The following is a 21,949-nucleotide window of genomic DNA, read 5'->3' as shown; positions in this document are numbered from 1 at the left end:
ATGCGAGGCCTACGACTGCCCGGCGGGCAGGAGCTGCCGGTGCTGGGGCAGGGCACCTGGGGCATGGGCGAGCGGCGCGCGCAGCGCGCGGCGGAGGTGGCGGCGTTGCGGCGCGGCCTGGACCTCGGCTTGGGGCTGATCGACACCGCCGAGATGTACGGCAGCGGCGGCGCGGAGGAGGTCGTCGGTGCCGCGATCGCGGGGCGCCGCGACGAGGTTTTCCTGGTCAGCAAGGTGTATCCGCACAACGCGGGTCGCCGCGACGCGGTCGCCGCGTGCGAGCGCAGCCTGCGGCGGCTGGGCACCGATCACCTGGATCTGTATCTGCTGCACTGGCGCGGCAGCACGCCGTTGGCGGCGACGCTGGACGCGTTCGAGCAGCTGCGTGCTGACGGCAAGGTCCGGCATTTCGGGGTGAGCAATTTCGGTCCCGGGGACGTGTCGGAGCTGTTCGAGAGCGAACTCGGCCGGCGGTCCGCCACGAACCAGGTGCTCTACAACCTCACCCGGCGCGGCATCGAGCTCGACCTGCTGCCGTGGTGCCGGGAGCAGGGTTTGCCGGTGATGGCGTACTCGCCGATCGAGCAGGGGCGGCTGCTGGGCGAGCCGGCGTTGCGGCGGGTCGCCGAGCGGCATTCGGTGACTCCGGCGCAGATCGCGATCGCCTGGGTGCTGGCGCAGGACGGCGTGTGCGCGATCCCGAAGGCGGCCACCGTGGCGCACGTGGAGCAGAACCGGGCGGCGCTGGACATCGAGTTGTCGGCGGCCGATCTCGCCGAGCTCGACGCGGGCTTCCCAGCGCCACCGCATCCGGTTCCGCTGGAAATCCTCTAGCGCGCCAGCGATTTGCGCAGGAAGTCCACCTGGAGCAGCAGCAGGTTCTCGCTGGTGGTCTCCTCGGTGGGCATGTGGCTGACGCCCGCCAGCGGTAGCACGTTGTGCGGGCGGGCCGACGCGGTCAACGCGGCCGAGAGCCGGAGTGCGTGGGCCAGGATGACGTTGTCGTCCACGGTGCCGTGCACGATCAGCATCGGGCGTTCGAGGTTGCCCGCGTCGGCCAGCAGCGAGTTCTCCACGTACGCCTCGGGAACCTCGTTGGGGTCGCCCAGGTAGCGCTCGGTGTAGTGGGTGTCGTACAGCCGCCAGTCGACGACTCCGGCACCCACCACGGCGGCGTGGAAGACGTCCGGGCGGCGCAGCACGGCCAGCGCGGCGAGGTAGCCGCCGAAGGACCAGCCGCGGATGGCGACGCGGTCGAGGTCGAGCTCGGGGTGTTGTGCGGCGGCCGCGTGCAGGGCGTCGACCTGGTCCTGCAGGGTCGGGCCGGCGAGGTCGCCGGCGACCTCGCGGTCCCAGTCGGGGCCGCGTCCGGCCATGCCCCGGCCGTCGGTGACCAGCACCGCGAAGCCCTGGTCGGCGAACCATTGCGAGGTCAGGTAGCCCTGGCGGCGGGAGAGCACGCGCTGCGCGTGCGGGCCGCCGTAGGGGTCGAGCAGCACCGGCAGGGGGCCGTCGGCCGGGTCGTAGCCGGTGGGCAGCAGCAGGGCGCTGCACAGCTCGCGGTCGCCGAGGCGGAGGAGCGCGACGTTGAGGTCGACGGCGGGGTCTTCGGCCAGGTTCTCGATCTCGGCGATCTCCCGCCCGTCGAGGTGCACCCGCACCCGGGTGCGCGGCTCGTCCATTGTGGACGTGGCGACGACGAGCACGTCGCCGCCACGAGTTCCGGTGTGGACGCCGGGCTGCTCGGTGATCCGCGCGGCGCCGTCGGCGGTGACGCGGTAGAGGTGCACCTGGGTCGGGTCCTGTTCCGAGGCGGAGATCAGGACGTCGCCGTCGCCGACGTCGAGGATGCCCCGCACCTGCAGGGGCGCGGCGGTCCACGGCTGGTCGCCGACCACCAGCCGGTACGCGCCGTCGCCCGCGCTGATGCGCACCAGCCGGCCGTCCGGGGTCCAGGCGGGCCAGCCGGGCTTGATGTCCACCCAGTGCGGGTCGGTGTCGCGGTGCACCTCGGTGGTGCGCCCGGTGGCCGGGTCGATGGCCAGCACGAGCTGGGTGCGCTGGTCGCGGGTCTGCACCGCGATCAGCGGGGCACCGTGCCTGGACCAGTGGGCGGTGACGAGGTACGGGAAGACCTGGCGGTCCCATTCGACGTCCACCCGGTTGCCGTCGAGGTCGAGGACGGCCAGCGACACGTCGGCGTTGGCGGTGCCCGCCGCCGGGTAGCGCATGGCGGTCGGCTCGCTCAGCGGGGCGGACGGGTCGCCGAGGTAGAGGTGCTGGACCGGGGATTCGTCGACGCGGGCCGCCAGCAGCCGCGAACCGTCGGGCGACCACCAGTAGCCGCGGTGGCGGTCCATCTCCTCGGCGGCGATGAACTCCGCTGCGCCCCAGGTGATGTCGGTGCCGTCGGGTTCGGCGAGTGCGCGGTCGCCGGAACCGTCCACATCGATCACCCGCAGCTGACCGTCGGAGAGGTAGGCGATCCGGCGCCCGTCGCGGTCGGGCCGGGGATCGGCGACCGGTCGGCGGGCGGGCAGTTCGCGGGCGTCGCCGGTCGCGACGTCGACGACGAACAGCCGGCCGGAGATGGTGAAGGCGGCCAGGTTCCCGTCGCGGTCGGTGGCGTAGCCGGTGATGCCCAGGGCGCGTTCGCGCGCGCGTTCGCGGCGGGCCTGCTCTTCGGGCGAGACCTCGTCGGCCACCCGCAGCGCGGCCGGGTCGGCGAGCATCCGCTCCCGGCCGGTTCTGGTGTCCAGCGCCCAGAGGGCGTTGCTGCGTTCGGTGCCGCCTGCGGATCGCAGGAAGAGCACGGTGGCACCGGCGGTGAAGTTCCGCGGCGCGCCGAGGGTGAAGCCCTGGGTGCGGGCGCTGCGGCGGGGAAACGAGGCCATGCGGCCAGCCTGCCATTTCCGGCGCGTGATTGCGCGATCGGGTGGCCATGTGGCGAAAAGCCGCCCCGGGCGGATTATTCGCCGGTGTGTCGGGAGGGGGTGCCGCGCGCCCCGGACCCTACGGTCGGCGCCGATTCGTTTGGCCCACAGCGGCTTCCCGGTTCCTGCGGGAGTCGACCGACCTGGGATGAGACCTGCCATGTACCTCTCGATGGTGGTGCCGTGCTTCAACGAGGAGCACGGCCTGCAACGGTTGCACGACGCGCTGGTCGCGGCGCTGTCCGGGCGCGTCCGGGATTACGAGGTGATCCTGGTAGACGACGGCAGCACCGATCGGACGCTGCGCGAAGCGCGCCGGCTGGCGGCGCTGAACCCGCGCTTCCGCTACGTGTCGCTGAGCCGCAACTTCGGGAAGGAAGCGGCGATGCTGTGCGGTTTGCGGCATGCGCGGGGCGGCCGGGTGGCGCTGCTGGACGCCGATCTGCAGCATCCGCCGCGGCTGCTGCGGCGGATGCTGGCGCTGCTGGACTCCGGCTACGACCAGGTCGTCGCCCGCCGCGGCCGCGACGGTGAGAACCGCGTCCGGTCGGCACTGTCCAAGATGTACTACTGGGCGTGCCGGCGGCTGGTGGACGTGCGATTGCAGGACGGTGTCGGGGATTTCCGGGTGTTGTCGCGGCGGGCCGTGGACGCGGTGCTGTCGTTGCCGGAGTACCACCGGTTCTCCAAGGGTTTGTTCGCCTGGATCGGTTTCGACACGGCGTACGTGTCGTTCCGGAACGTGCCGCGGGGCGGTGGCGGTTCGAGGTGGACCTTCGGCGCGCTGGTGAACTACGGCATCGACGGGCTGACCTCGTTCAACAGCAGGCCGCTTCGGCTGTCGATCTACCTGGGCGTGCTGGTGGCGCTGCTGGCCGGCGGCTACGTGCTCTTCGTCGTGGCGAACACCATTGTGGACGGTGTGCACGTGCCCGGTTACGCGACGTTGCTCGCCGGTGTGCTCGGGCTCGGCGGGTTGCAGCTGCTGTTCCTCGGGGTGCTCGGTGAGTACCTGGGCAAGAGCTACTTCGAGGCCAAGCGGCGGCCGCACTACCTCGTCAAGGAGTCGAGCCTGGAGTTCCACCCGCAGGCGCGTGCGCACCGGTTGCGCCCGGCCGCCGATCTGGCGTTGCAGGGGGAGTGATGTGGCGCGAGGCAAGCAGATCTGAGTTCGCGCGGTTCGCGCTCGTCGGCGGCGTGAACACGGCCGTGCACTGCACCGCCTACCTGGCGTTGTTGCTGCTGGTTCCGTACCTGGTGGCGCATCTGGTCGCGACGGCGGTGGCGACGCTGTGCTCGTACCTGCTCAACTGCCGGTTCACCTTCGGGGTGGTGCCGAACCGGCGGAGCCTGCTGCTGTTCCCGCTGTCGAACCTGGCGCTGATCGGGTTGAGCACCGCCGTCGTCGTGGTTTCGGTGGGGGTGTTCGGCGTCGATTCGAGGTTCGCCCCGGTCGCGGCGGGTCTGGTCGTGGTGCCCGTGACGTTCCTGCTGAGCAGGGCGGCGCTCACCGGCCGGCCGCATCGCCGCGAACGGAGCGTCGACTGGCGGGGCGCGGTCGGTGTCGGGGCGGCGGTCGCGGTGCTGGGCCAGGTCCCGGTGCTGGTGAACCCGTCGTTCTACTTCTGGGACGACAGCGCGGCGCAGTTCCTGCCGATGTGGCACCGGCTGGGCGAGCGGCTGCTGGCCGGGGACTGGCCGCTGGGGCTGGACGTCGATTCGTGGATGGGCGGGAACCTGGCCGCCGAGGCGCTGTTCGGGATCTGGAATCCGGTGCACCTGCTGGATTTCCTGCTGGTGGTGGGGATCGGCGATCTCGCGGTCGGCGCGGTGGTGGTGAAGACGCAGTTCCTCGTCACGCTCGGCGTCGGGACGTTCCTGCTCTGCCGCGGTTACGGGGCGACGCGCGGGATCGCGTCGGTGCTCGCGGTGGCGTTGCCGGTGTCCGGGTTCGTGCTGTACTTCCAGGCCGCGACCTGGGCGGGCGGGCTCATGGGCTTCGCGTGGCTGCCGTGGGCGTGGTGGGCGTTGCGGCGGCGGAGGCCTGCTTTCGGGGCGTGGCTGCTGTGCTACCTGTGCGTCTCGGCCGGTGATCCCTACGGTGTGCTGGCGTTGGGCGTGATCTTCGCCGGGCTGCTGGCCGAAACCGGCCGGGACCGGCCGCGCGTCCGGCGGTTGGTGCTGGTGGGGGTGGCGGTCGCCGCGAGCCTGCCGCTGGTGTTCTTCCCGGTGCTGGCGGCGTCGGCGGTGGGGTGGCGATCCGGGCACGAGCTGTTCAACATCGGCCGGCTGGTGCCGGGCATCGGTGATCTGCTGGCCGCGAGCATGCCTTCGTTCGTGCCGCAGATCCTGTCCTTCGGCACCTTCCGGATGTCGGTGCCCGCCACCTACTTCGCGTGGTTCGCCGTCCCGCTGCTGGCCTGGCTGGACTGGCGGTCCGCCGGAGCGCTGTGGCGCCGCTGCCGGTGCGCGGTGGTGGTGGCGGGCTGCTACTTCCTGCTGTGCCTGGGGCCGTCCAACGTGTGGCTGTTCCGGTGGCCGCTGCGGCACGTTGCGGTGCTGCACCTGGCGTTGGCGGTGCTGCTCGCCGTGGCGCTGTCGCGGGGTTTGCGCACCGACCGCTTCAGGGTGCGGCTGGCGTGTTCCGCGGGATCTGTTCTGCTGGGCGGCTATCTCGCGTTCGCGGCGTGGCCCGCGCTGGCACCGAAGCACCTCGTGTCGCTGGGCGTGATCTTCGTGCTGCTCGCCGTCGTGGTGCACCGCAAGCGGTTGGTCGCCGCGGTGCTGCACCTCGGCACGGTCTGCGCGCTTGCGCTGCAAATGGCCTGGTTCCCGGCCAACCGGGATGTCGCCGTCTACAACTTCCCGCCCTCCGTCGCCGAACTCCGGTCCCGCTACGCGGAATTCCGCGGCGGCACGCTGGTGCAGATCGCCGACCGCGACCTGATCCCGCCCGACGACGTCGCCTCCCGGAGCGCGTGGCGGCACCTGCTGTTCGGCAACATGCACGCGGCAGCCGGGGTCGCGAGCCTGGTTTCCTACACCGGGATCGGCCACGACGCCCTGCACCGACGCCTCTGCCTGAGCTATTACGGGGCCACCTGCCCGCAGGCCTACGACCGGTTGTGGGACGGGCTGGCCGACCGGCTCAAGGCGACTCACGTCGTGGTGCAACGCCGCCTCCGCGAGGTGGCCGAAGCACCGGCAGGCTGGCGTATCGCCCGGCGGAACAGCGATGTTGTCGTGCTGGAACGGGAATCGGCCCTGCCTTGGCCGCGTGGGCGGTTGAGCGCCAGCCGCGGCGTGGAGGTCCTCGACGACCTGCGGCACGGGCAGCGCGGCGAGACCGTGCGGTTCGGCCGCACCGGTGACCGGGCGGAGCTGGTCTTCGCGCGCCTCGCCTGGCCCGGCTATCAGGCCACAGTGGATGGACGACCCGTGCCGGTCGAGGGCACCGAAGCGGGTTTGCTCGTCGTGCGCCTGCCGCCCGGTCTGCCCGGCGGGACGCTCGCGCTGTCCTGGAGCCCGCCCGGATTCGCCCTGCACCTCCTGCTGGCGTGCGCGGGAGCGCTGCTCGCGATGGCGCTGACCGTCGTGCCGCTGAGCGCGAGGAGGCAACCGCGATGAGAGGACTTGCCGCCGCGATCGCGGTGCTGCTGATCGCACTGCTCGTCGATCCCGCCGCTGCCGCGCAGGCGCGTTCCCATCTGCAGGTCGTGGCGCACCCCGACGACGACATCCTGTTCATGAACCCGGACCTGGCCATCTCGATCCGCTCAGGCGCGACCGTGACGACGGTGTTCCTGACGGCGGGGGAGAGCGATGTGCGGCCCGCCGCACGGTATGCCGCGCAGCGGCAGGCCGGGGCGCGGGCGGCGTTCGCGGCGATGGCCGGAGTTCCCGACGCCTGGGACCATGCCGGGCTGGCACTGCCCGGCGGCCGTCAGGCCGAGGTGCAGACCTTGCGCGATCGGCCGCGGGTGCGGCTGGTGTTCTTGAACCTGCCCGACGACAACGATCCGCACGCCACGGGAGGAAGGCACGCGCTGACCCGGCTCTGGCACGACCGGACGGCCAGGGTCGAGACGCTGCGACCGGAAGGTTCGGTGCTGGCGGGAACCAGCGTCCACGACCGTGCCTCGGTGCTCGATGCGCTGGCCCGGCTTCACCGGCGGTTCGCTCCCGGCATCGTGCGGACCCACGATCCCGAGCCGGATGCCCGGTACCAGCCGCAGTGGGGAAGCCATCACGATCACCCGGACCACGTGATGACCGCGCGATTCGCCGAGCTCGCGGTGCGATCCGCCGGATCGGCGCACCTGGTCCACTACCGCGACTACAACATCGCGGATGCGCCGCCGAACCTGCCCGCGGAGATCGTCGACGACAAGCGCGCGATCTTCGCGCGCTACGCGGAGCACGACGCCGAGGTGAGCATGGCGGAGCCCTATGCGACGTGGCTGCGGAGCATGCGTCCCCGCTGGCCGTGGAGCGCGAACTGGGCCACGACCGACCGGGACGGCGGGCTCTCGTACGCCTACGTCCGAGGTGGAATTCTCTTCGGAGGCAACGAATCAGGTGAGTCCGTTGTGGACACTTCGGGTTTCGTGCCGCGCGCGGGGTCGGTGGGGTTCGCGGATCCGGATACGCTCGTGATCCAGGACCGCACCGGCAGGATCCTGCTTCGCAACGGCACGAACCGCTGGCAGGACCTCGGCTCCCCGTCGGCCGGGCCACCGGCGGCCGTCACAACGCCGGAGGGCAGGACGCTGGTCGCGGTCCGCAACGCGCGCGGCGGCGTGAGCACTCGGTTCGCCGATCAGGCGGCCTGGACGGACCTCGGCGGCACCGGAGTCGTCGACACCGTTTCGGTGCTGCTGACCGGAACCGGGGAGGTGCACGTCTTCGCCACCGCGCGAGCCGGGCTGCTGCACTGGCGGCTCGACGGCTCCGGCGGCCGGCTCGTCGCTCCGCCGGAAGCGCACCACCCGGCCGGGTCCGTTGCCGTCGCGCGCGGCCGCCAGTCGTTCGCGGCGTTCCGAGAGGCCGCGACCGGGCGGCTGGTCGTGCTCGGCGAACACGCGGGATGGTCGCCGGTCGCCTCGATCGACGCCGCCGCCACGTCCGATCCCGCGCTCGCCGTGCTGGACGGCGACATCCCGATCGTCGCGGCCCGCGACGCCGAAGGCCGGATCGCGGTGCTCGGCACCACCACGACCGTCCTCCCCGGCCGGATCGCCGGACCGCTCGCGTTCAGCCCGGGCGGTCGCCACCTGGTCGCGCTCGGCGACGACGGCCGAATGCACGTGAGCCCGCGTCCTCGGGACGCGGGCTCACGACAGCGGCGGCGGACCTTACGCGGAGGACCGGGCCGTCGCGACGTGCTGCGCAGCTCGCTGCGCCAGCTTCTGCTCACCCGGGTCGCAGCCGTCCTTGACCTTCAGGCTCAGGAACGCCACCAGGATGTAGAGCACGCTGAACGCGATGGCCACCCCGCCGCCGCCGACCAGCGGGAACAGGATCGTGACCACGACCGGGCCGACGAACGCCGCGCCACCGGCGCCGAAGTTCAGGATCGCCAGGGCCGAACCCTTGTCCTTGGGCGAGACCATCGACGGCATCAGCGCCGACAGCGGGACGAACCCGGCCAGCAGGATGCCGTAGACGACGCCGAAGGTGGCGGTCACCGCGAAGCTCTGGGTGGACACGGCGGTGAAGTACCACAGCGGGGTCGCGATGGCGCAGCCCACGCAGCCGAACCAGGTGATCGTGCGGCGCCAGCCGAAGCGGTCGCCGAACACGCCGAAGAACAGGTTCGCGGCGATGTTCGCGCCGTAGCTGATCGACGCGAGCGTGGCCAGCTGCGGAGCGGTGAGGAAGCCACCGCCCGGCGTGGCCGGGCCGAGCACGAACGGGAACATCGCGAAGAAGCCGTACTGCGGCGCGGTGTTGACGATGCGGATCAGGCCACCGGCCAGGGTGCGGCGGTCGCGCCAGAGGATGTCCACGCCCTCGCCCAGTCGCTTGAGGCTGCGCGGGTTGGCGACCGTCTCGTCGGCGATCGGCTTGAGACCGTGCTCCTCGCGGACCGCGAAGCTACCGATGAGCACACCGATCAGGACCACCACCAGCGACAGCACCAGCGTGCCGTGCTGGCTCAGGCCGAACACGCCGATGGAGACCGCGGCCACCGCCGCGCCCAGGGTCGGCAGACCACCGGTGAAGGCGAACCAGAACCATCCGGCGACCGAACCGCGCATCTTGGTGGGGCTGGCGATCTGCGCCCACACCAGGAACGCGAACGCGAACAGCGGGTAGGCGAAGCCGCGGATGCCGTAGGTGGCGACGATGAACGTCGGGTTCTGCGAGGGCAGCGCCACGAACAGGAACAGGGCCTCGAACACGACCCACCAGGCGCCACCGAGCCACATGACCCGGCGCGGGCCCCAGATGGAGGAGAGCGTCCCGGAGAACCACGCGGCGATCATGGCCGCGACGCCGTAGAGCGTGACCGTGGCGAACGCCGCGGTAGCGCCGGGCAGTCCGCCGCCCTCGGGTTGCTGCAGGTAGTCCGACAGGAAGGTGGTCTCCACGCCGTCGCCGATCATGAAGATCAGCACGGCGATGAAGCCCCAGAAGAGCTGCCTGGGGATACCGATGCGGTCGAGTCTGCTGGCCGGCCGCAACGACTCGGCATCCGCAGAGGTCTGTTGGGACATCACTGTCTCCAAGGAATCGGAACTTCCCGGTGGTGCGCGGCTAGGACGCGCCCCCGGTCGACGGGTGCTGGCTATCATGCACCTTGTTCAGTTTAACGCGCAAGACGTTAATTCATTTGCAATCTTTGTGAAGATCAACTGCGCCGCTGGTCCGCTCACTCCACCGGCGACAGCCGGACGTCGGTCTCCTCGCGCATCTCCTCCACCAGCGCCGCGTCCAGTTCGCCCGCCAGCAGCACGTGGTCGAAGGCGCGTACCGGCGCGAACTGGTGCAGCGCCGAGCGGGCCACCTTGCTGGCGTCCATCATCAGCACCTTGGTCGTCGCGCTGGCCAGCATCGCCCGCTTGACCAGCACGATCTCCTGCTCCTGGTGGTAGGTCAGCCGCGCGTTCATCGCCGAGGTGGACAGGAACACGATGTCCACCGAGAAGGTGCTGATCATCTCCTGGCAGGGCAGGCCCAGGTAGGAGTCGTGGGTGCGGGAGTACTCGCCGCCCAGGCCGATCAGCCGGATGTCCGGCACGTCGCGCAGCGTCTCCTGGACCTGGCGGTAGTTGCTGACCACGGTCAGCGGGCCGACCTCGGGCAGCAGCCTGGCCAGCGCGAGCGCGGTGGTCGAGTCGTCCAGCATCACCGACATGCCGGGCGTGATGAACTGCAGCGCGTCCTTGGCCAGCGCTTCCTTCTCGACGGTGTGGGTGTGCAGCCGGAAGTCCGAGCTGCTCTCGAACACCGTGGACGGCTGGGCGGAGACGCCGCCGTGGTACTTGCGCAGCAGGCCCCGGGTGACCAGGTCGTCGAGGTCGCGGTGCACCGTCATCAGGCTGACGCCGGTCAGCTCGGACAGTTCCGCGGCGCTGGCGAACCCCTGTCCGACCACGTGGTCGATGATCTTCTGCTGCCGCAGGAGCCGGGCGGACTGCTTCTTCGGTGCGGACGACATGCGGCCATCTTGCCCCGTGGTGCGGAGCACGTGCCGCCGGACGCCGCAGACTCGCGGAAGTATCATTATGAGGGTGACACTTAACGTCAAACATGTTAATTTGACGGTGTCAGTGTTTGGCGGGAGGTAAAGATGACCCAGCCCGAAGGGCCGAACGGCACCCACCGCGCGGTCGTGTTCGACATGGACGGCGTCCTGGTCGAGAGCGAGCACCTGTGGGAGCGGATGTGGGCGAAGTTCGCCGCCGCTCGCGGCAAGACCTGGACGGTGGAGCAGACCCGGCAGGTGCAGGGCATGAGCGCCCCCGAGTGGTCGGCCTTCCTGGCCGACTTCAGCGCGGCCCCCGAGTCCGCGGTGGAGACCGAGCGCATCGTCGTCGACGACATGATCGCCGCGCTCGACGGCGGTGAGATCGAGCTGCTGCCCGGCGCCGAGAAGATGGTCACCGAGGTCGCCGCGCGCGCCCCGATCGCGCTCGCCTCGTCCGCGCCGCGCCGGCTCATCGACGCGGTCCTGGACCGCCACGGCCTGATCAAGCACTTCACGGCGACGGTCTCCAGCGCCGAGGTGCCCAAGGGCAAGCCCAGCCCCGACGTGTACCTCTCCGCCGCGGAGAAGCTCGGCGAGGACTCGCGGCACTGCCTGGCGGTCGAGGACTCCAGCAACGGGTTGCGCGCCGCGGCCGCAGCGGGGATGACTGTGGTGGCCATTCCCAACTCCGACTACCCGCCTGCCGAAGACGCCCTGGCCGGGGCCAGCTACATCGCCACCGACCTGGACGACGTCCGGGCGCGCCTGGTGAGCGCACTGCCCGAACCGGTCGGCAGCTGACGACCGCGGCAGCCGAGCTCACCGAAAGCAAGAGACAAAGGAGTCCTCATGACCAGCGTTCTGGCCGCAGGTGACCACTTCGTCGCTCCCGAGGTGTTCGTCGACGCCCTGCGCAACAGCGCCGGCGCGCACGACCTGCAGTTCAGCACCCTGAAGCTGCCGTGGCCCGTCGAGCCGTTCGGCCCGGTCGGCAACGTCCACGAGGCCAGCGGCACCGAGCAGCAGCTGCTCGACGCGCTCGGCGGCGTGGAGATCGTCGCCACCCAGATGGCGCCGTTCACCGCGGACGTGCTGGCCAACAGCCCGCAGCTGAAGTTCGTCGGGGTCTGCCGCGGCGGCCCGGTGAACGTGGACCTGCAGGCCGCCACCGACAACGGCGTGATCGTCAGCTACGCGCCCGGCCGCAACGCCGCCGCGGCCGCCGAGTTCGCCGTCGGCCTGACCCTCGCCGCGCTGCGCCGCATCCCCGGCTCCGACGCCGAGCTCAAGGCGGGCAACTGGCGTGGTGACTACTACGCCTACGAGAACGCCGGCATCGAGCTGGAAGGCTCCACCGTCGGCCTCGTCGGCTACGGCGCGATCGGCAAGATCGTGGCCCGGGTGCTGAAGGCCTTCGGCGCGCACGTGCTGGTGTCCGACCCGTTCGTCAAGGCCGAGGACGCCGCCAACGACGGCGTCGAGCTCGTCGAGCTGGAGGCGCTGCTGCGGCGCAGCTCCGTGGTCAGCCTGCACGCGCGGCTCACCCCGGAGACCAAGAACCTGCTCAACGCCGACAATCTCAAGCTGCTGCCGGAAGGCGCGGTGCTGATCAACTCCGCGCGCGGCGGGCTGCTCGACTACGAGCCGCTGCCGGAGCTGCTGAAGTCCGGCCGCCTCGGCGCCCTGGCGGTGGACGTCTACGACATCGAACCGCCGCCGCGCGACTGGCCGCTGTTCGACGCGCCGAACGTCATCACCACGCCGCACCTGGCCGGGGCGACCCGCCAGACCGCGCACCGCGCCGCCGAGATCGTCGCCGGCGAGGTCGCCCGCTTCCTGGGCGGAGAGCGGCCGCGCTTCGTCGCCAACCCGGACGTGCTGGCCAAGTTCGAAGGCCTGCGGCCATGATCGTCGGGGTCGACGTCGGCACGTCGGTGACCAAGGCGTCGCTGCTCAACCGCGACGGCACGGCGCTGGTCACGCACAGCAAGCGCAGCACGCTGCACCGGCAGTCCGGCGGCCGGGTCGAGCAGGACCTCGAAGAGGTCATCGGCTCGGTCGTCCAGGTGGTGCGCGAGGTCGCCGCCGCGGCCGAGCAGGTCGGCGAGCCGATCGAGGCGCTGGCCATCACCGGCCAGGGCGACGGGCTGTGGCTGCGCGACCACCAGGGGCAGCAGGTCGGCCCGGCCATCTCGTGGCTGGACGCCCGCGCCGCGGACGTGCTGGACCGCTGGGAATCCTCCGGCGCGCAGCGGAAGGTGTACGGGCTGACCGGGTCGGGGATGTTCCCCGGCTCGGCCGGCCCGCTGCTGGCGCACCTGGCCGAACACGCCCCGGAGCGGCTGGAGCGTGCCGCGGTCGCCGGCTACTGCGTGGACGCGATCGTGCAGCGCTTCACCGGCGAGATCACGGTAGACGCCTCCGACGCGTCGCTGCCGTTCCTGGACGTGCCGAGCCGCAGCTACTCGCAGGAAGCGCTGCAGGCCTGCGGCATCGAGGAGTACCGGCGGCTGCTGGCCGAACCGGCCCCGCCGAACAAGCTGTTCGCGCTGGACGGCAAGAGCGCCAAGGATCTGGGGCTGCCCGCCGGGCTACCGGTGTCGGCGGGCCCGTTCGACCTGCCCGCCTGCGCGTTCGGCTCCGGCGTCAGCAACGTCGGCGACGGTAGCCTGGTGATCGGTACGACGCTGGGCTGCCAGGTGCTGCGCGACGAGGTCGTCATCGACCCGGACGGCGAGGTCGCGGGCATGTGGCTGGCGACGCCGCTGCCGGACCGGTACCTGCGGGTGATGCCAGCGATGGTCGGCACCGCCAACCTGGACTGGGTGCTGAGCATGGTCGGCGCCGGCGTGGACCAGCTGGAAACGTTGCTGGGCAACAGCAAACCCGGTGCCGGCGGCGTGTCGGCGCTGTCGTTCCTGTCCAGCTCCGGCGAACGCGCCCCGTTCGTCGAACCGTACGCCCGCGGCCAGTTCACCGGGCTGTCGCTGGAAACCACGCAGTCCGACCTGGTGCGCGCGATGTGCGAGGCGGTGGCCTACGCGGCGCGGCACAACCTGGAGACCGCAGGCCTGACCGGCGAGGTCTCGGCGTGCGGTGGCGGCGCGCGATCGGCGGCGTGGAGCCAGATCTTCGCCGACGTGCTGGGCCGGCCGTTGCACGTGCCCTACGAGGAAGGTGTCGGCGCGCGCGGCGCGGCGATGACCGCGTGGGACTCGCTGGGTGAGCCGGTGGACCGGGCCAAGTGGGCCGCGGCGCGGCGCACCGTGGTGCCGCACCCGAACGCCGTGGAGTTCTACGAGCGCGGCTACCGCGAGTACCTGGAATCGATCGACCGCGCCCGCCCACTGTGGGGCGCGACCTCCTGACCTGCAAGACAAGGCGCTGAGGAGCAGCAGATGACGCGCTTGTACGACGATCCCGCGTCGTTCACCGAGGACATGGTGACCGGTTTCGTGGCGGCGCACCCCGATTACGTCCGGCAGGTGCCGGGCGGCGTGGTGCGGGCGAAACGCGCGCGGCAGGGCAAGGTCGCCGTGGTCACCGGCGGCGGCTCCGGGCACTACCCGGCGTTCTGCGGGGTGGTCGGCCCTGGCTTCGCCGACGGCTCGGTCATCGGCAACATCTTCACCTCGCCGTCGGCCGACGACGCCTACTCGGTGGGCCGAGCGGTCGACCGCGGTGCCGGGGTGGTGTTCTCGTTCGGCAACTACGCCGGCGACAACATGAACTTCGGGCTGGCGGTGGAACGCCTGGAACGCGACGGGATCCGCGCGCACAACGTGGTGGTGACCGACGACGTGGCCAGCGCCCCGGCGTCGGAGCAGACCAAGCGTCGCGGCGTGGTCGGCGACTTCGTGGTGTTCAAGGTCGCCTCGGCGGCTGCCGAGGAGGGCTACTCCTTCGACGAGGTGGTGCGGGTCGCCGAGCACGCGAACGCGCGCACCCGCAGCCTCGGCGTGGCCTTCGACGGCTGCACGCTGCCGGGCCAGGACCAGCCGCTGTTCGAGGTGCCCGACGGCCGGATGGGGCTCGGGCTCGGCATCCACGGCGAGCCCGGCGTTTCCGAGCGCGACCTGCCTTCGGCGTCGGAGCTGGCGAAGATCCTCGTCGACGGCCTGCTCGCGGAGGCCCCGGAGACCGGTGCGGCGAAGCCGCGGGTGACGGCGATCCTCAACGGGCTCGGCGCCACCAAGTACGAGGAACTGTTCGTGGTCTGGGGCACCGTGTCCCGGCTGCTGGCCGAGGCGGGCGTGGAGGTCGTCTCGCCCGAGGTGGGCGAGCTGGTGACCAGCCTGGACATGGCCGGTTGCTCGCTGACCCTGACCTGGCTGGACTCGGAGCTGGAGCGGCTGTGGCAGGCGCCGGCCGACACCCCTGCCTACCGCAAGGGGAACGTCGTCCTCGCCGAAGCAGAAGAGTCCGATGTGGACGAAGAGCTGCCGGCGGCACCGGAGAAGGTGACGGTGGTGGCCCCGCCGGAGGGCCAGGCGACATCGACTGTCGTGGTGAAGGCCCTGCACGAGGTGGCGGATCTGCTTCACGACAAGGAAGAAGAGCTCGGCCGCCTCGACGCGATCGCAGGCGACGGCGATCACGGCCGCGGCATGACGCGCGGCAGCGCGGCAGCGGTAGCGGCCGCGGACGAAGCCGTAGCGCGAGGCGTCGGCCCGGCCGCGGTGCTGGTCGCGGCGGGCGATGCGTGGGCGGCGAAGGCCGGCGGCACCTCGGGCGTGCTGTGGGGCGCGGCGCTGCGGTCGTTCGGCGACCTGCTGCCGGATCACCGCGCGGCCATGGCCAACGACCTGACCGCGGGCGCCTCGGCCGCTCTTGGGGCGGTGCAGCGCCTGGGCCGGGCGGAGCTCGGCGACAAGACGCTGGTCGACGCGCTGGTGCCGTTCGTGGAGGAGCTGCGCGCAGCCGTCGAATCGGGTGCGAGCGGCACCGAGGCCTGGCAGCAGGCCGCGAAGGCGGCGACGAAGGCCGCCGAGAGCACCGCGGAGCTTCGGCCCCGCACCGGGCGCGCGAGGCCGCTGGCCGAGCGCAGCGTCGGAACCCCGGACCCGGGCGCGACGTCGCTGGCGCTCGCGCTCACCCGGATCGGGACGGTACTCGCCGGCGGTGCTGGGCTCGCCGGGAACGGGAAGGATGGCGAGAAGTGACTGAGCAGGCGCCGCTGCGCATCGTGGTCGGCTCCGACGACGCGGGGCTGCAGTACAAGGAAGCGCTGAAGAAGGACCTGGAGAACGATCCCCGGGTGGCCGGCGTGGTGGACGTGGGCGTCGGCTCGGACGAGCACACCGCCTACCCGCACGTGGCGGTCAACGCGGCCCGGCTGGTCGCCGAGGGCGAAGCGGACCGGGCGCTGCTGGTGTGCGGCACCGGGCTCGGCGTGGCGATCAGCGCGAACAAGGTGCCGGGCATCCGGGCCGTCACCGCGCACGACAGCTACTCGGTGGAGCGGGCGGTGCTCAGCAACAATGCCCAGGTGCTGTGCTTCGGTCAGCGCGTGGTCGGCTTGGAGCTGGCCCGGAAGCTGGCGTCGGAGTGGCTGGAGCACCGGTTCGACGAGTCTTCGCCGTCGGCGGAGAAGGTCGCCGCGATCAAGGGCTACGAGTCGGCGTCGGAATCTTCCGGCGCCACCTGCTGAACGAGGGATGAAGTGAGCAGTTCGCGATTGGCCGAGCAACGGCGCGAGGTCATCGAGATCGCCCGGCGGATGACGTCGGACCGGCTGGTGGTCGGCACGTCCGGGAACGTGTCGGTCCGCAGCGGCGATCTGGTGGCGGTGACTCCGTCCGGCGTCGACTACGACAAGCTGACGGTGGCCGACATCCCGCTGGTGGACCTCACCGGTGAGGTGGTGGAGGGCGACCTCAAGCCGACGTCGGAACTGCCGATGCACCTCACCGCATACCAGCGGCACGACGCCGGGGCAGTGGTGCACACACATTCGCTGAACGCGACGGCGTTGTCGTTGCTGCGCAACGACGTTCCGGCGGTGCACTACCAGCTCGCGGACTTCGGCGGCACCGTGCAGGTGGCGGAGTACGCCACCTTCGGCAGCGACCAGCTGGCCGAGACGATGTCCAAGGCGCTGGAAGGACGCGCCGGGTGCATCCTCCGGAACCACGGAACGATCACCATCGGGGCGAGCCTGTCGCAGGCCTACAACCGGGCGCGGCAGCTGGAGTGGCTGTGCGAACTCTGGCTGACCGCGAGCCGGGCGGGCGAACCGAGCCTGCTCAGCGACGCGGAACTCGCACGCTGCGCGGAACTGTTCGCGGGCTACGGCCAGAAGTAGCACGGAGCTCGATGTCGCGGGCCGCGCACCGGCGCGTCCCGCGACATCGTCATTTCCGGTGCCGGCGGACCTGCTTCACCTCGCGGTCGACGGCCCAGGCGTCGCCGACCGGCCCGATGTGGCCGAGCTTGTCGGGGTTGATCACGCCCCGGATGGCCTGGATCTGCCCGTCGAGCACATCGAGGACCATGGCGTGCAGGACCTTGCCGTCCCGGTCGCGGAAGATGGCGCCGGGCTGGCCGTTGACCTCGCGCGGCTCGAACATCACGTCGACGCGGATCAGCCAAGGGAAGAAGGTGCCCAGCACCCGGGCCACGTTCTCGGCACCGACGATGGTCCGGGCCAGCTGCGGGGCCTTCCCGCCGCCGTCCCCGACCAAATGCACGTCGGCGGCAAGCAGGCTCTGCAACGCGCCCACATCGCCGTCCTTCAACGCGTCGAAGAACCGCGTCGCCAACTCCTGCCGCTCCTGCCGATCCGCCGCGAACCGCGGCCGCCCGGCCTCCATATGACGTCGCGCCCGCACCAGCAGCTGCCGACATGCCGGCTCCGAGCGCCCCACCGCCGCAGCGATGTCGTCGAACCCGAAGGCGAACACGTCCCGGAGCACGAAGACGGCCCGCTCCAGCGGGCTGAGCCGCTCCAACAGCAGCAGCGCCGCCATCGACACCGAGTCGGCCAGCTCGGCCGCCCGGCCCGGATCCTGGTAGGGATCGCTGAGCAACGGCTCGGGAAACCACGGGCCGACGTACTCCTCGCGCCGCACCCGCGCTGAACGCAGCACGTCGATCGCGATCCGCGTCACCGTGGTGGACAGGAAGGCCTTGGTCGACGTGGGCAGGGTCGAGGAGCCGTCGAAGCGCAGCCACGTCTCCTGCACCGCGTCCTCGGCCTCACCGACACTGCTCAGAATCCGATAAGCGATCGAGAACAGCAGCGGCCGCAGCTCTTCGAACTCCTCGACCTTGCTCACGCCGACTCTCCTCCCGTTGAAGCTGTCGTTCAGTGGAACTGCCCGGGCACGTAGTCGCCGGCCGGTTGCTGGGTGATGATGTTCAGCCGGTTCACCATGTTCATGAAGGAAACCATGATCACCAGGGCCGTGAGCTGCTCCTCGTCGTAGTGCTTGGCGGCGCGCGCCCACACGTCGTCGCTGACGCCGGTGGCCGCATCCGCGACCCGGGTGCCCTCCTCCGCCAGTTCCAGAGCGGCACGCTCGGCCTCGGTGAAGACCGTGGCCTCCCGCCACGCCGCGACCAGGTTCAGCCGCACCGAGGTCTCACCGGCAACGGCGGCGTCCTTCGTGTGCATGTCGATGCAGGCGGCACAGCCGTTGATCTGGCTCACGCGCAGCGCCACCAGCTCCTGCGTCGCGGCGGGCAGCGGAGCTTCCTTGAGGGTCTTGCCCGCCGACATGAGGTACTTGACGGCCTTGCCGGCGGTCGGGCTGGCGAGGTAGTTCAGTCGCACGTCCATGGTGTGCTCCTCCGTGGTCGTCAGTGGCTACACCTCCCGAGACGAGGTGACTCGACTCCCTGTGACATCGCCGATTGTGACCTGCGTCTCCTTGATGCTTGCGTGTGCACTTCCTAGGCCCCGGCCCGGGCGGCCGACACTTGGTTCGATGCTGCACGTGGAGCGCCTGCAGGCCGAATAACTCCGACAACGGGCAGCTCCACGTGCAGCCGTCATGGTTCGCCCGCCGGGTCCCGTGGTGTGGGGATGAGGTCCCGGAGGTACGCGCGGTGTTGGGCGGGCAGTGCTGTGCCGCCTGGTCTGGGTGTTCGTTTGGGGTCCACTGTGGGTGGTGGGATGAACTGGGGTCGCCCGTCGCGCATGGTGATGTCCCAGCGTTGGTTGTGGAGGGTGCGGTGGTGGTGTGCGCAGAGCATGACCATGTTGGTGAGGTCGGTGGCGCCGCCGTCGACCCAGTGCTGAATGTGGTGTGCTTCCGGTGTTCCCGGTGGGCGGTCGCACCCTGGGGAGGCGCATGCGCCGTCGCGGCGGAGTAGTGCGGTGCGGATGTGGGTGGGTGCGGTGCGTTTCGTCCTGCCGACATCCAGTGGGAGGCTGTCGCCGTCGAGGATGATGGGCAGGATTTCGGCGTCGCAGGCGATGCGGCGTGCGTTCTGCGCCGTGATGGCGCGTTCGGTGTTCAGGGTGCCGGGCATACAGTCCTCGCCGCCGAACCCGAGATTCCGCTTCAAGTCGTCGAAGTCGATAGCGATCGTCATCTGCGGTCGTTGTCCACCGGTGCGGGGCATTCCATCATGGTCCAGCGCCAAGTCCAGCAGTGCGGCGAAGCCGTCGGCGTTCCGCTGCCCGGCGGTGCGAGGATCTTTCTCCCCATCGACCTCGGGGTGGGGTGCGGCGAGGGGTTGCATGAGCGCGGTGAACTTCGCCCCGGTCTCGCGGTCCAGTTTCGCTTTGATGATGGTCATGCCGTCCCGGGTGGTCGTGTAGTGCAGTTCGCGTGCGTCGTGCTGGGTTTCTTCGTCGCGGTAGGCGCCGTCTTGGTCGAGGAGGTAGCGGATGCGTTCGGCGAGTTTCTCCAACTCTCTCGGCGGCATCGTCCGCGCATACCCGGCGAGCGTTGATTCGACTTCGGCGATTTGGTGGCAGCGGGCGTAGTCGGGTAGGCGTCGGATTCCGTTGACGATGACGCGCGCGTGGTCGAGCCCGATCGCGCCCTCAGCCAGTGCTTGAGCCGTGGTGGGCAGGTCGGGTGGCATTGTTTCGCCGTGGAAGGTTTGCCGGTCTTCGACGTTGCGGGCGACTGTGACGCGGGTTTTCGCGTCGCGTGGGTCGATGTTGAGCAGTCCCTGCAGCCAGACTTGCAGTGATCGGGCGGTGGTGTCGGTGTGGATGGCGCGGTGGTCGGCTTCGGCGATGTATTGCAGTTGTTCCCACAGCAGTACCCGCATCTCTTGCTCCAGCCTCTGAATGCGGGTGGCGAGTTCGGTGTCGGTGCATGACACCGCCGACTGTGGAGGCATTACCTCAACTGTCGTGTCCTGGGTGTTCAGTAGCGGTGTCATGCCTCCATTCTCCCGCATTCGAACTTGTGTTCGCACTGTTTTTATGGTCGCTTGATCAGGTGAAACACCCCACCAAAGACGGCGAAAATCGAGTCGTGTCAAGGGAAACGGTCACGACACGCCGAAGGCGACCCGCATCCACCACCAAACCCACGCCACCATCAGTCATGCACACCCGTGTCCGGCGGCCAGGGCCGATTTCCCACGAAATCGCGCCATCCCCACGCAACCCGACCCCTGCGACGGATCACCCCGAAACCGAACCCCACCAGCCCCGGCTGACCCGAAAACGGCCACCCCGGCAACGCAAGCCGCGAACCCGCCAGCCCAATCCGGGCCATCCCCGCGATACAAAGCCGCTCTGGGGCTGCGGGTCGGATGTCAAGCCTGAAACCCCGAAGGGGCGGCCGCGAGGCCGGGCTTGACCTCCGGCACGCAGCACCAACAATCCACCCATCGCGGGGATGGCCCCAAAGCACACCAAACCTCTAAAAGCCCCAACCCCAAGCAACACCCCAGCAAAACCCCAACCGACAAACCCCAAAAAAGAACAGGCCCCCGGGAACAACCCGAGAGCCTGCCCAAGCCAAACCTCAAACAGCCCGGGTCCCAGCCCCAACGTCAAAGGAGGACGAACGCCCAGAAGCTAACCCCAAATCCTCGGTGGGAACCCGATAGGTCTCCCGCCCGGTGGCGACGGCAATGGCGTTCAGCACGCAAAGGCCGGCGGTGAACAGCGCCACGTTCACCCACCCGTCCCGGCCGCCGCCGATGGCTTCGGCGATGCTGGGCGCGAACCCGGCCAGGGCGAACCCGATCTGCGTGCCGATCGCCATGCCGGAAAGCCGCACTCGCGCCGGGAACATCTCCCCGTAGAACGCGGGCCAGATCCCGTTGGTGGCGCTGTAGACCACGCCGAACATCAGGATTCCGGTGGTGAAGATCAGCGCGTAGTCGCCGACCGACAGCGACCACAGGTACGCCGCCATCAGCACGGCGCATCCCAGGGAGCCGCCGATGAACACCGGCTTGCGCCCGATCCGGTCCGCCAGCTTCGCCCACAGCGGGATGGCGAACAGCGCCGCGATGTTGGCCAGCACGCCGACCCACAGGATCGGCGCCTTCGCCAGGCCGACGGTGTTCACCGCGTAGCTGAGCGCGTAGACGGTGAAGATGGTGCTCACCGCGGCGATCACCGAGGCGACCACGACGCGCAGCACGCTGGCCCAGTGGTCGCGGAACAGCGGGACGAGCGGCGTCTTGGCCCGCTTCGTCTCGCCCGCGGCCACTTCGTGTTCGAAGACGGGGGTTTCGTCGAGCTTGCGGCGGATCAGCAGGCCGGCGACGACCACCGCCGCGCTGAGCCAGAACGGCAGGCGCCAGCCCCAGGTCAGCAGGTGTTGCTCGGGCAGCGCTGCCACCGGCAGGAAGACCGCGGTCGCCAGGATCTGCCCGGCTTGGGTGCCGCTGAGCGTGAAGCTGGTGTAGTAGGCGCGCCGGTCCGGCGGCGCGTGCTCCAGCGTCATCGAGTTCGCGCCCGCCTGTTCGCCGGCCGCCGAGAAGCCCTGCATCAGGCGCAGTGTCACCAGCAGGGCCGGCGCGGCCACGCCGATCTGGTGGTACGTCGGCAGGCAGCCGACCAGCACGGTCGACACGCCCATCAGCAGCACCGTGGAGACCAGTACCCGCTTGCGGCCGAAGACGTCGCCGATGTGGCCCAGTACGAAGGCGCCGACCGGCCTGGCGAGGTAGCCGACGCCGAAGGTGGCGAGCGCGAGCAGCGTGCCGGTCGCGGGGGAGGAGGCCGGGAAGAAGATCTTGTTGAAGACCAGCGCGGCCGCGGTGCCGTAGATGAAGAAGTCGTAGTACTCCAGGGCGCTGCCGATCCACGCGGCGACGGCGGCCTTGCGCGGTTTGCCCTGCGTGGCGGTGGAGTGGTCCGTCACTTGTAACTCCAAGGATCCGTGCACCGTTGCTCAGA

The 21,949-nt window shown here is 70.4% G+C and carries 17 protein-coding genes and 1 pseudogene; 10 read left to right on the top strand and 8 right to left on the bottom strand.

Annotated features, from left to right (window positions below; genetic code table 11):
• Entirely contained in the window at nt 1-834 is an 834-nt protein-coding gene (locus AC07EQ_RS02730) for an aldo/keto reductase (RefSeq protein ID WP_478386203.1), read from the top strand.
• On the opposite strand, the gene AC07EQ_RS02725 is transcribed toward AC07EQ_RS02730, so the two are convergent.
• Nucleotides 831-2,894 carry a S9 family peptidase gene (locus tag AC07EQ_RS02725; protein ID WP_478386202.1) on the bottom strand — a complete coding sequence of 688 codons (2,064 nt, stop codon included), beginning with the start codon at nt 2,892-2,894 and terminating at the stop codon, nt 831-833. The genes AC07EQ_RS02730 and AC07EQ_RS02725 overlap by 4 nt on opposite strands.
• 199 nt (nt 2,895-3,093) lie before the next feature.
• On the opposite strand from AC07EQ_RS02725, the gene AC07EQ_RS02720 reads away from it, so the two are divergent.
• The 3 genes and pseudogenes from AC07EQ_RS02720 to AC07EQ_RS02710 all read left to right on the top strand — a co-directional run.
• Nucleotides 3,094-4,077, top strand: a complete 984-nt coding sequence (locus tag AC07EQ_RS02720; protein ID WP_478386201.1) for a glycosyltransferase family 2 protein — start codon at nt 3,094-3,096, stop codon at nt 4,075-4,077.
• A complete protein-coding gene (locus tag AC07EQ_RS02715; protein ID WP_478386200.1) occupies nt 4,077-6,560 on the top strand; it encodes a GtrA family protein in 2,484 nt (827 codons plus the stop codon). The genes AC07EQ_RS02720 and AC07EQ_RS02715 overlap by 1 nt, the downstream gene beginning before the upstream one ends.
• Nucleotides 6,557-7,168: pseudogene (locus AC07EQ_RS02710) on the top strand (PIG-L family deacetylase); the annotation flags it as partial. The gene AC07EQ_RS02715 and the pseudogene AC07EQ_RS02710, both read left to right, overlap by 4 nt.
• A 339-nt stretch (nt 7,169-7,507) precedes the next feature.
• Here AC07EQ_RS02710 and AC07EQ_RS02705 read toward each other — a convergent pair.
• The 3 genes from AC07EQ_RS02705 to AC07EQ_RS02695 form a co-directional block, all read right to left on the bottom strand.
• Nucleotides 7,508-8,239, bottom strand: a complete 732-nt coding sequence (locus AC07EQ_RS02705; protein WP_478386199.1) for a hypothetical protein — start codon at nt 8,237-8,239, stop codon at nt 7,508-7,510.
• A gap of 48 nt (nt 8,240-8,287) precedes the next feature.
• Entirely contained in the window at nt 8,288-9,652 is a 1,365-nt protein-coding gene (locus AC07EQ_RS02700) for an MFS transporter (RefSeq protein WP_165968458.1), read from the bottom strand.
• A 155-nt stretch (nt 9,653-9,807) separates the two neighbouring features.
• Nucleotides 9,808-10,596, bottom strand: coding sequence for a DeoR/GlpR family DNA-binding transcription regulator (locus AC07EQ_RS02695; RefSeq protein ID WP_478386198.1), 789 nt, complete (start codon nt 10,594-10,596; stop codon nt 9,808-9,810).
• A 132-nt stretch (nt 10,597-10,728) separates the two neighbouring features.
• On the opposite strand from AC07EQ_RS02695, the gene AC07EQ_RS02690 reads away from it, so the two are divergent.
• From AC07EQ_RS02690 to AC07EQ_RS02665, 6 genes are read left to right on the top strand one after another with little or no spacing between them, the layout of a single operon-like run.
• Nucleotides 10,729-11,427: an HAD family hydrolase gene (locus AC07EQ_RS02690; RefSeq protein WP_478386197.1), complete on the top strand. Its 699-nt coding sequence runs from the start codon at nt 10,729-10,731 to the stop codon at nt 11,425-11,427.
• A 48-nt stretch (nt 11,428-11,475) separates the two neighbouring features.
• Entirely contained in the window at nt 11,476-12,534 is a 1,059-nt protein-coding gene (locus tag AC07EQ_RS02685) for a 2-hydroxyacid dehydrogenase (RefSeq protein ID WP_478386196.1), read from the top strand.
• Nucleotides 12,531-13,994 carry an FGGY family carbohydrate kinase gene (locus tag AC07EQ_RS02680; RefSeq protein WP_478386195.1) on the top strand — a complete coding sequence of 488 codons (1,464 nt, stop codon included), beginning with the start codon at nt 12,531-12,533 and terminating at the stop codon, nt 13,992-13,994. Before AC07EQ_RS02685 ends, AC07EQ_RS02680 begins: the two co-directional genes overlap by 4 nt.
• A gap of 30 nt (nt 13,995-14,024) precedes the next feature.
• A complete protein-coding gene (locus AC07EQ_RS02675) occupies nt 14,025-15,788 on the top strand; it encodes a dihydroxyacetone kinase family protein (protein ID WP_478386194.1) in 1,764 nt (587 codons plus the stop codon).
• Entirely contained in the window at nt 15,785-16,276 is a 492-nt protein-coding gene (locus AC07EQ_RS02670) for a ribose-5-phosphate isomerase (RefSeq protein ID WP_478386193.1), read from the top strand. The genes AC07EQ_RS02675 and AC07EQ_RS02670 overlap by 4 nt, the downstream gene beginning before the upstream one ends.
• A gap of 12 nt (nt 16,277-16,288) precedes the next feature.
• Complete coding sequence (locus AC07EQ_RS02665; protein ID WP_478386192.1) at nt 16,289-16,930, top strand: class II aldolase/adducin family protein; 642 nt, start codon at nt 16,289-16,291, stop codon at nt 16,928-16,930.
• 49 nt (nt 16,931-16,979) lie between these two features.
• Here AC07EQ_RS02665 and AC07EQ_RS02660 read toward each other — a convergent pair whose 3' ends face one another.
• The 4 genes from AC07EQ_RS02660 to AC07EQ_RS02645 form a co-directional block, all read right to left on the bottom strand.
• Nucleotides 16,980-17,903 carry an RNA polymerase sigma-70 factor gene (locus AC07EQ_RS02660; RefSeq protein ID WP_478386191.1) on the bottom strand — a complete coding sequence of 308 codons (924 nt, stop codon included), beginning with the start codon at nt 17,901-17,903 and terminating at the stop codon, nt 16,980-16,982.
• A 29-nt stretch (nt 17,904-17,932) separates the two neighbouring features.
• On the bottom strand, nt 17,933-18,406 hold the full coding sequence (locus AC07EQ_RS02655; protein ID WP_478386190.1) for a carboxymuconolactone decarboxylase family protein: 474 nt from the start codon (nt 18,404-18,406) through the stop codon (nt 17,933-17,935).
• Between the two features lie 212 nt (nt 18,407-18,618).
• The gene (locus AC07EQ_RS02650) at nt 18,619-20,070 is read right to left on the bottom strand and encodes an HNH endonuclease signature motif containing protein (protein ID WP_478386189.1); all 1,452 of its coding nucleotides are present in this window, start codon (nt 20,068-20,070) and stop codon (nt 18,619-18,621) included.
• 491 nt (nt 20,071-20,561) lie between these two features.
• Entirely contained in the window at nt 20,562-21,914 is a 1,353-nt protein-coding gene (locus tag AC07EQ_RS02645; RefSeq protein WP_478386188.1) for an MFS transporter, read from the bottom strand.
• Nucleotides 21,915-21,949 lie beyond the last annotated feature (35 nt).

Source organism: Saccharopolyspora sp. NPDC045839, assembly GCF_056431645.1.
This window is presented reverse-complemented; position numbering and strand designations above follow the sequence as displayed.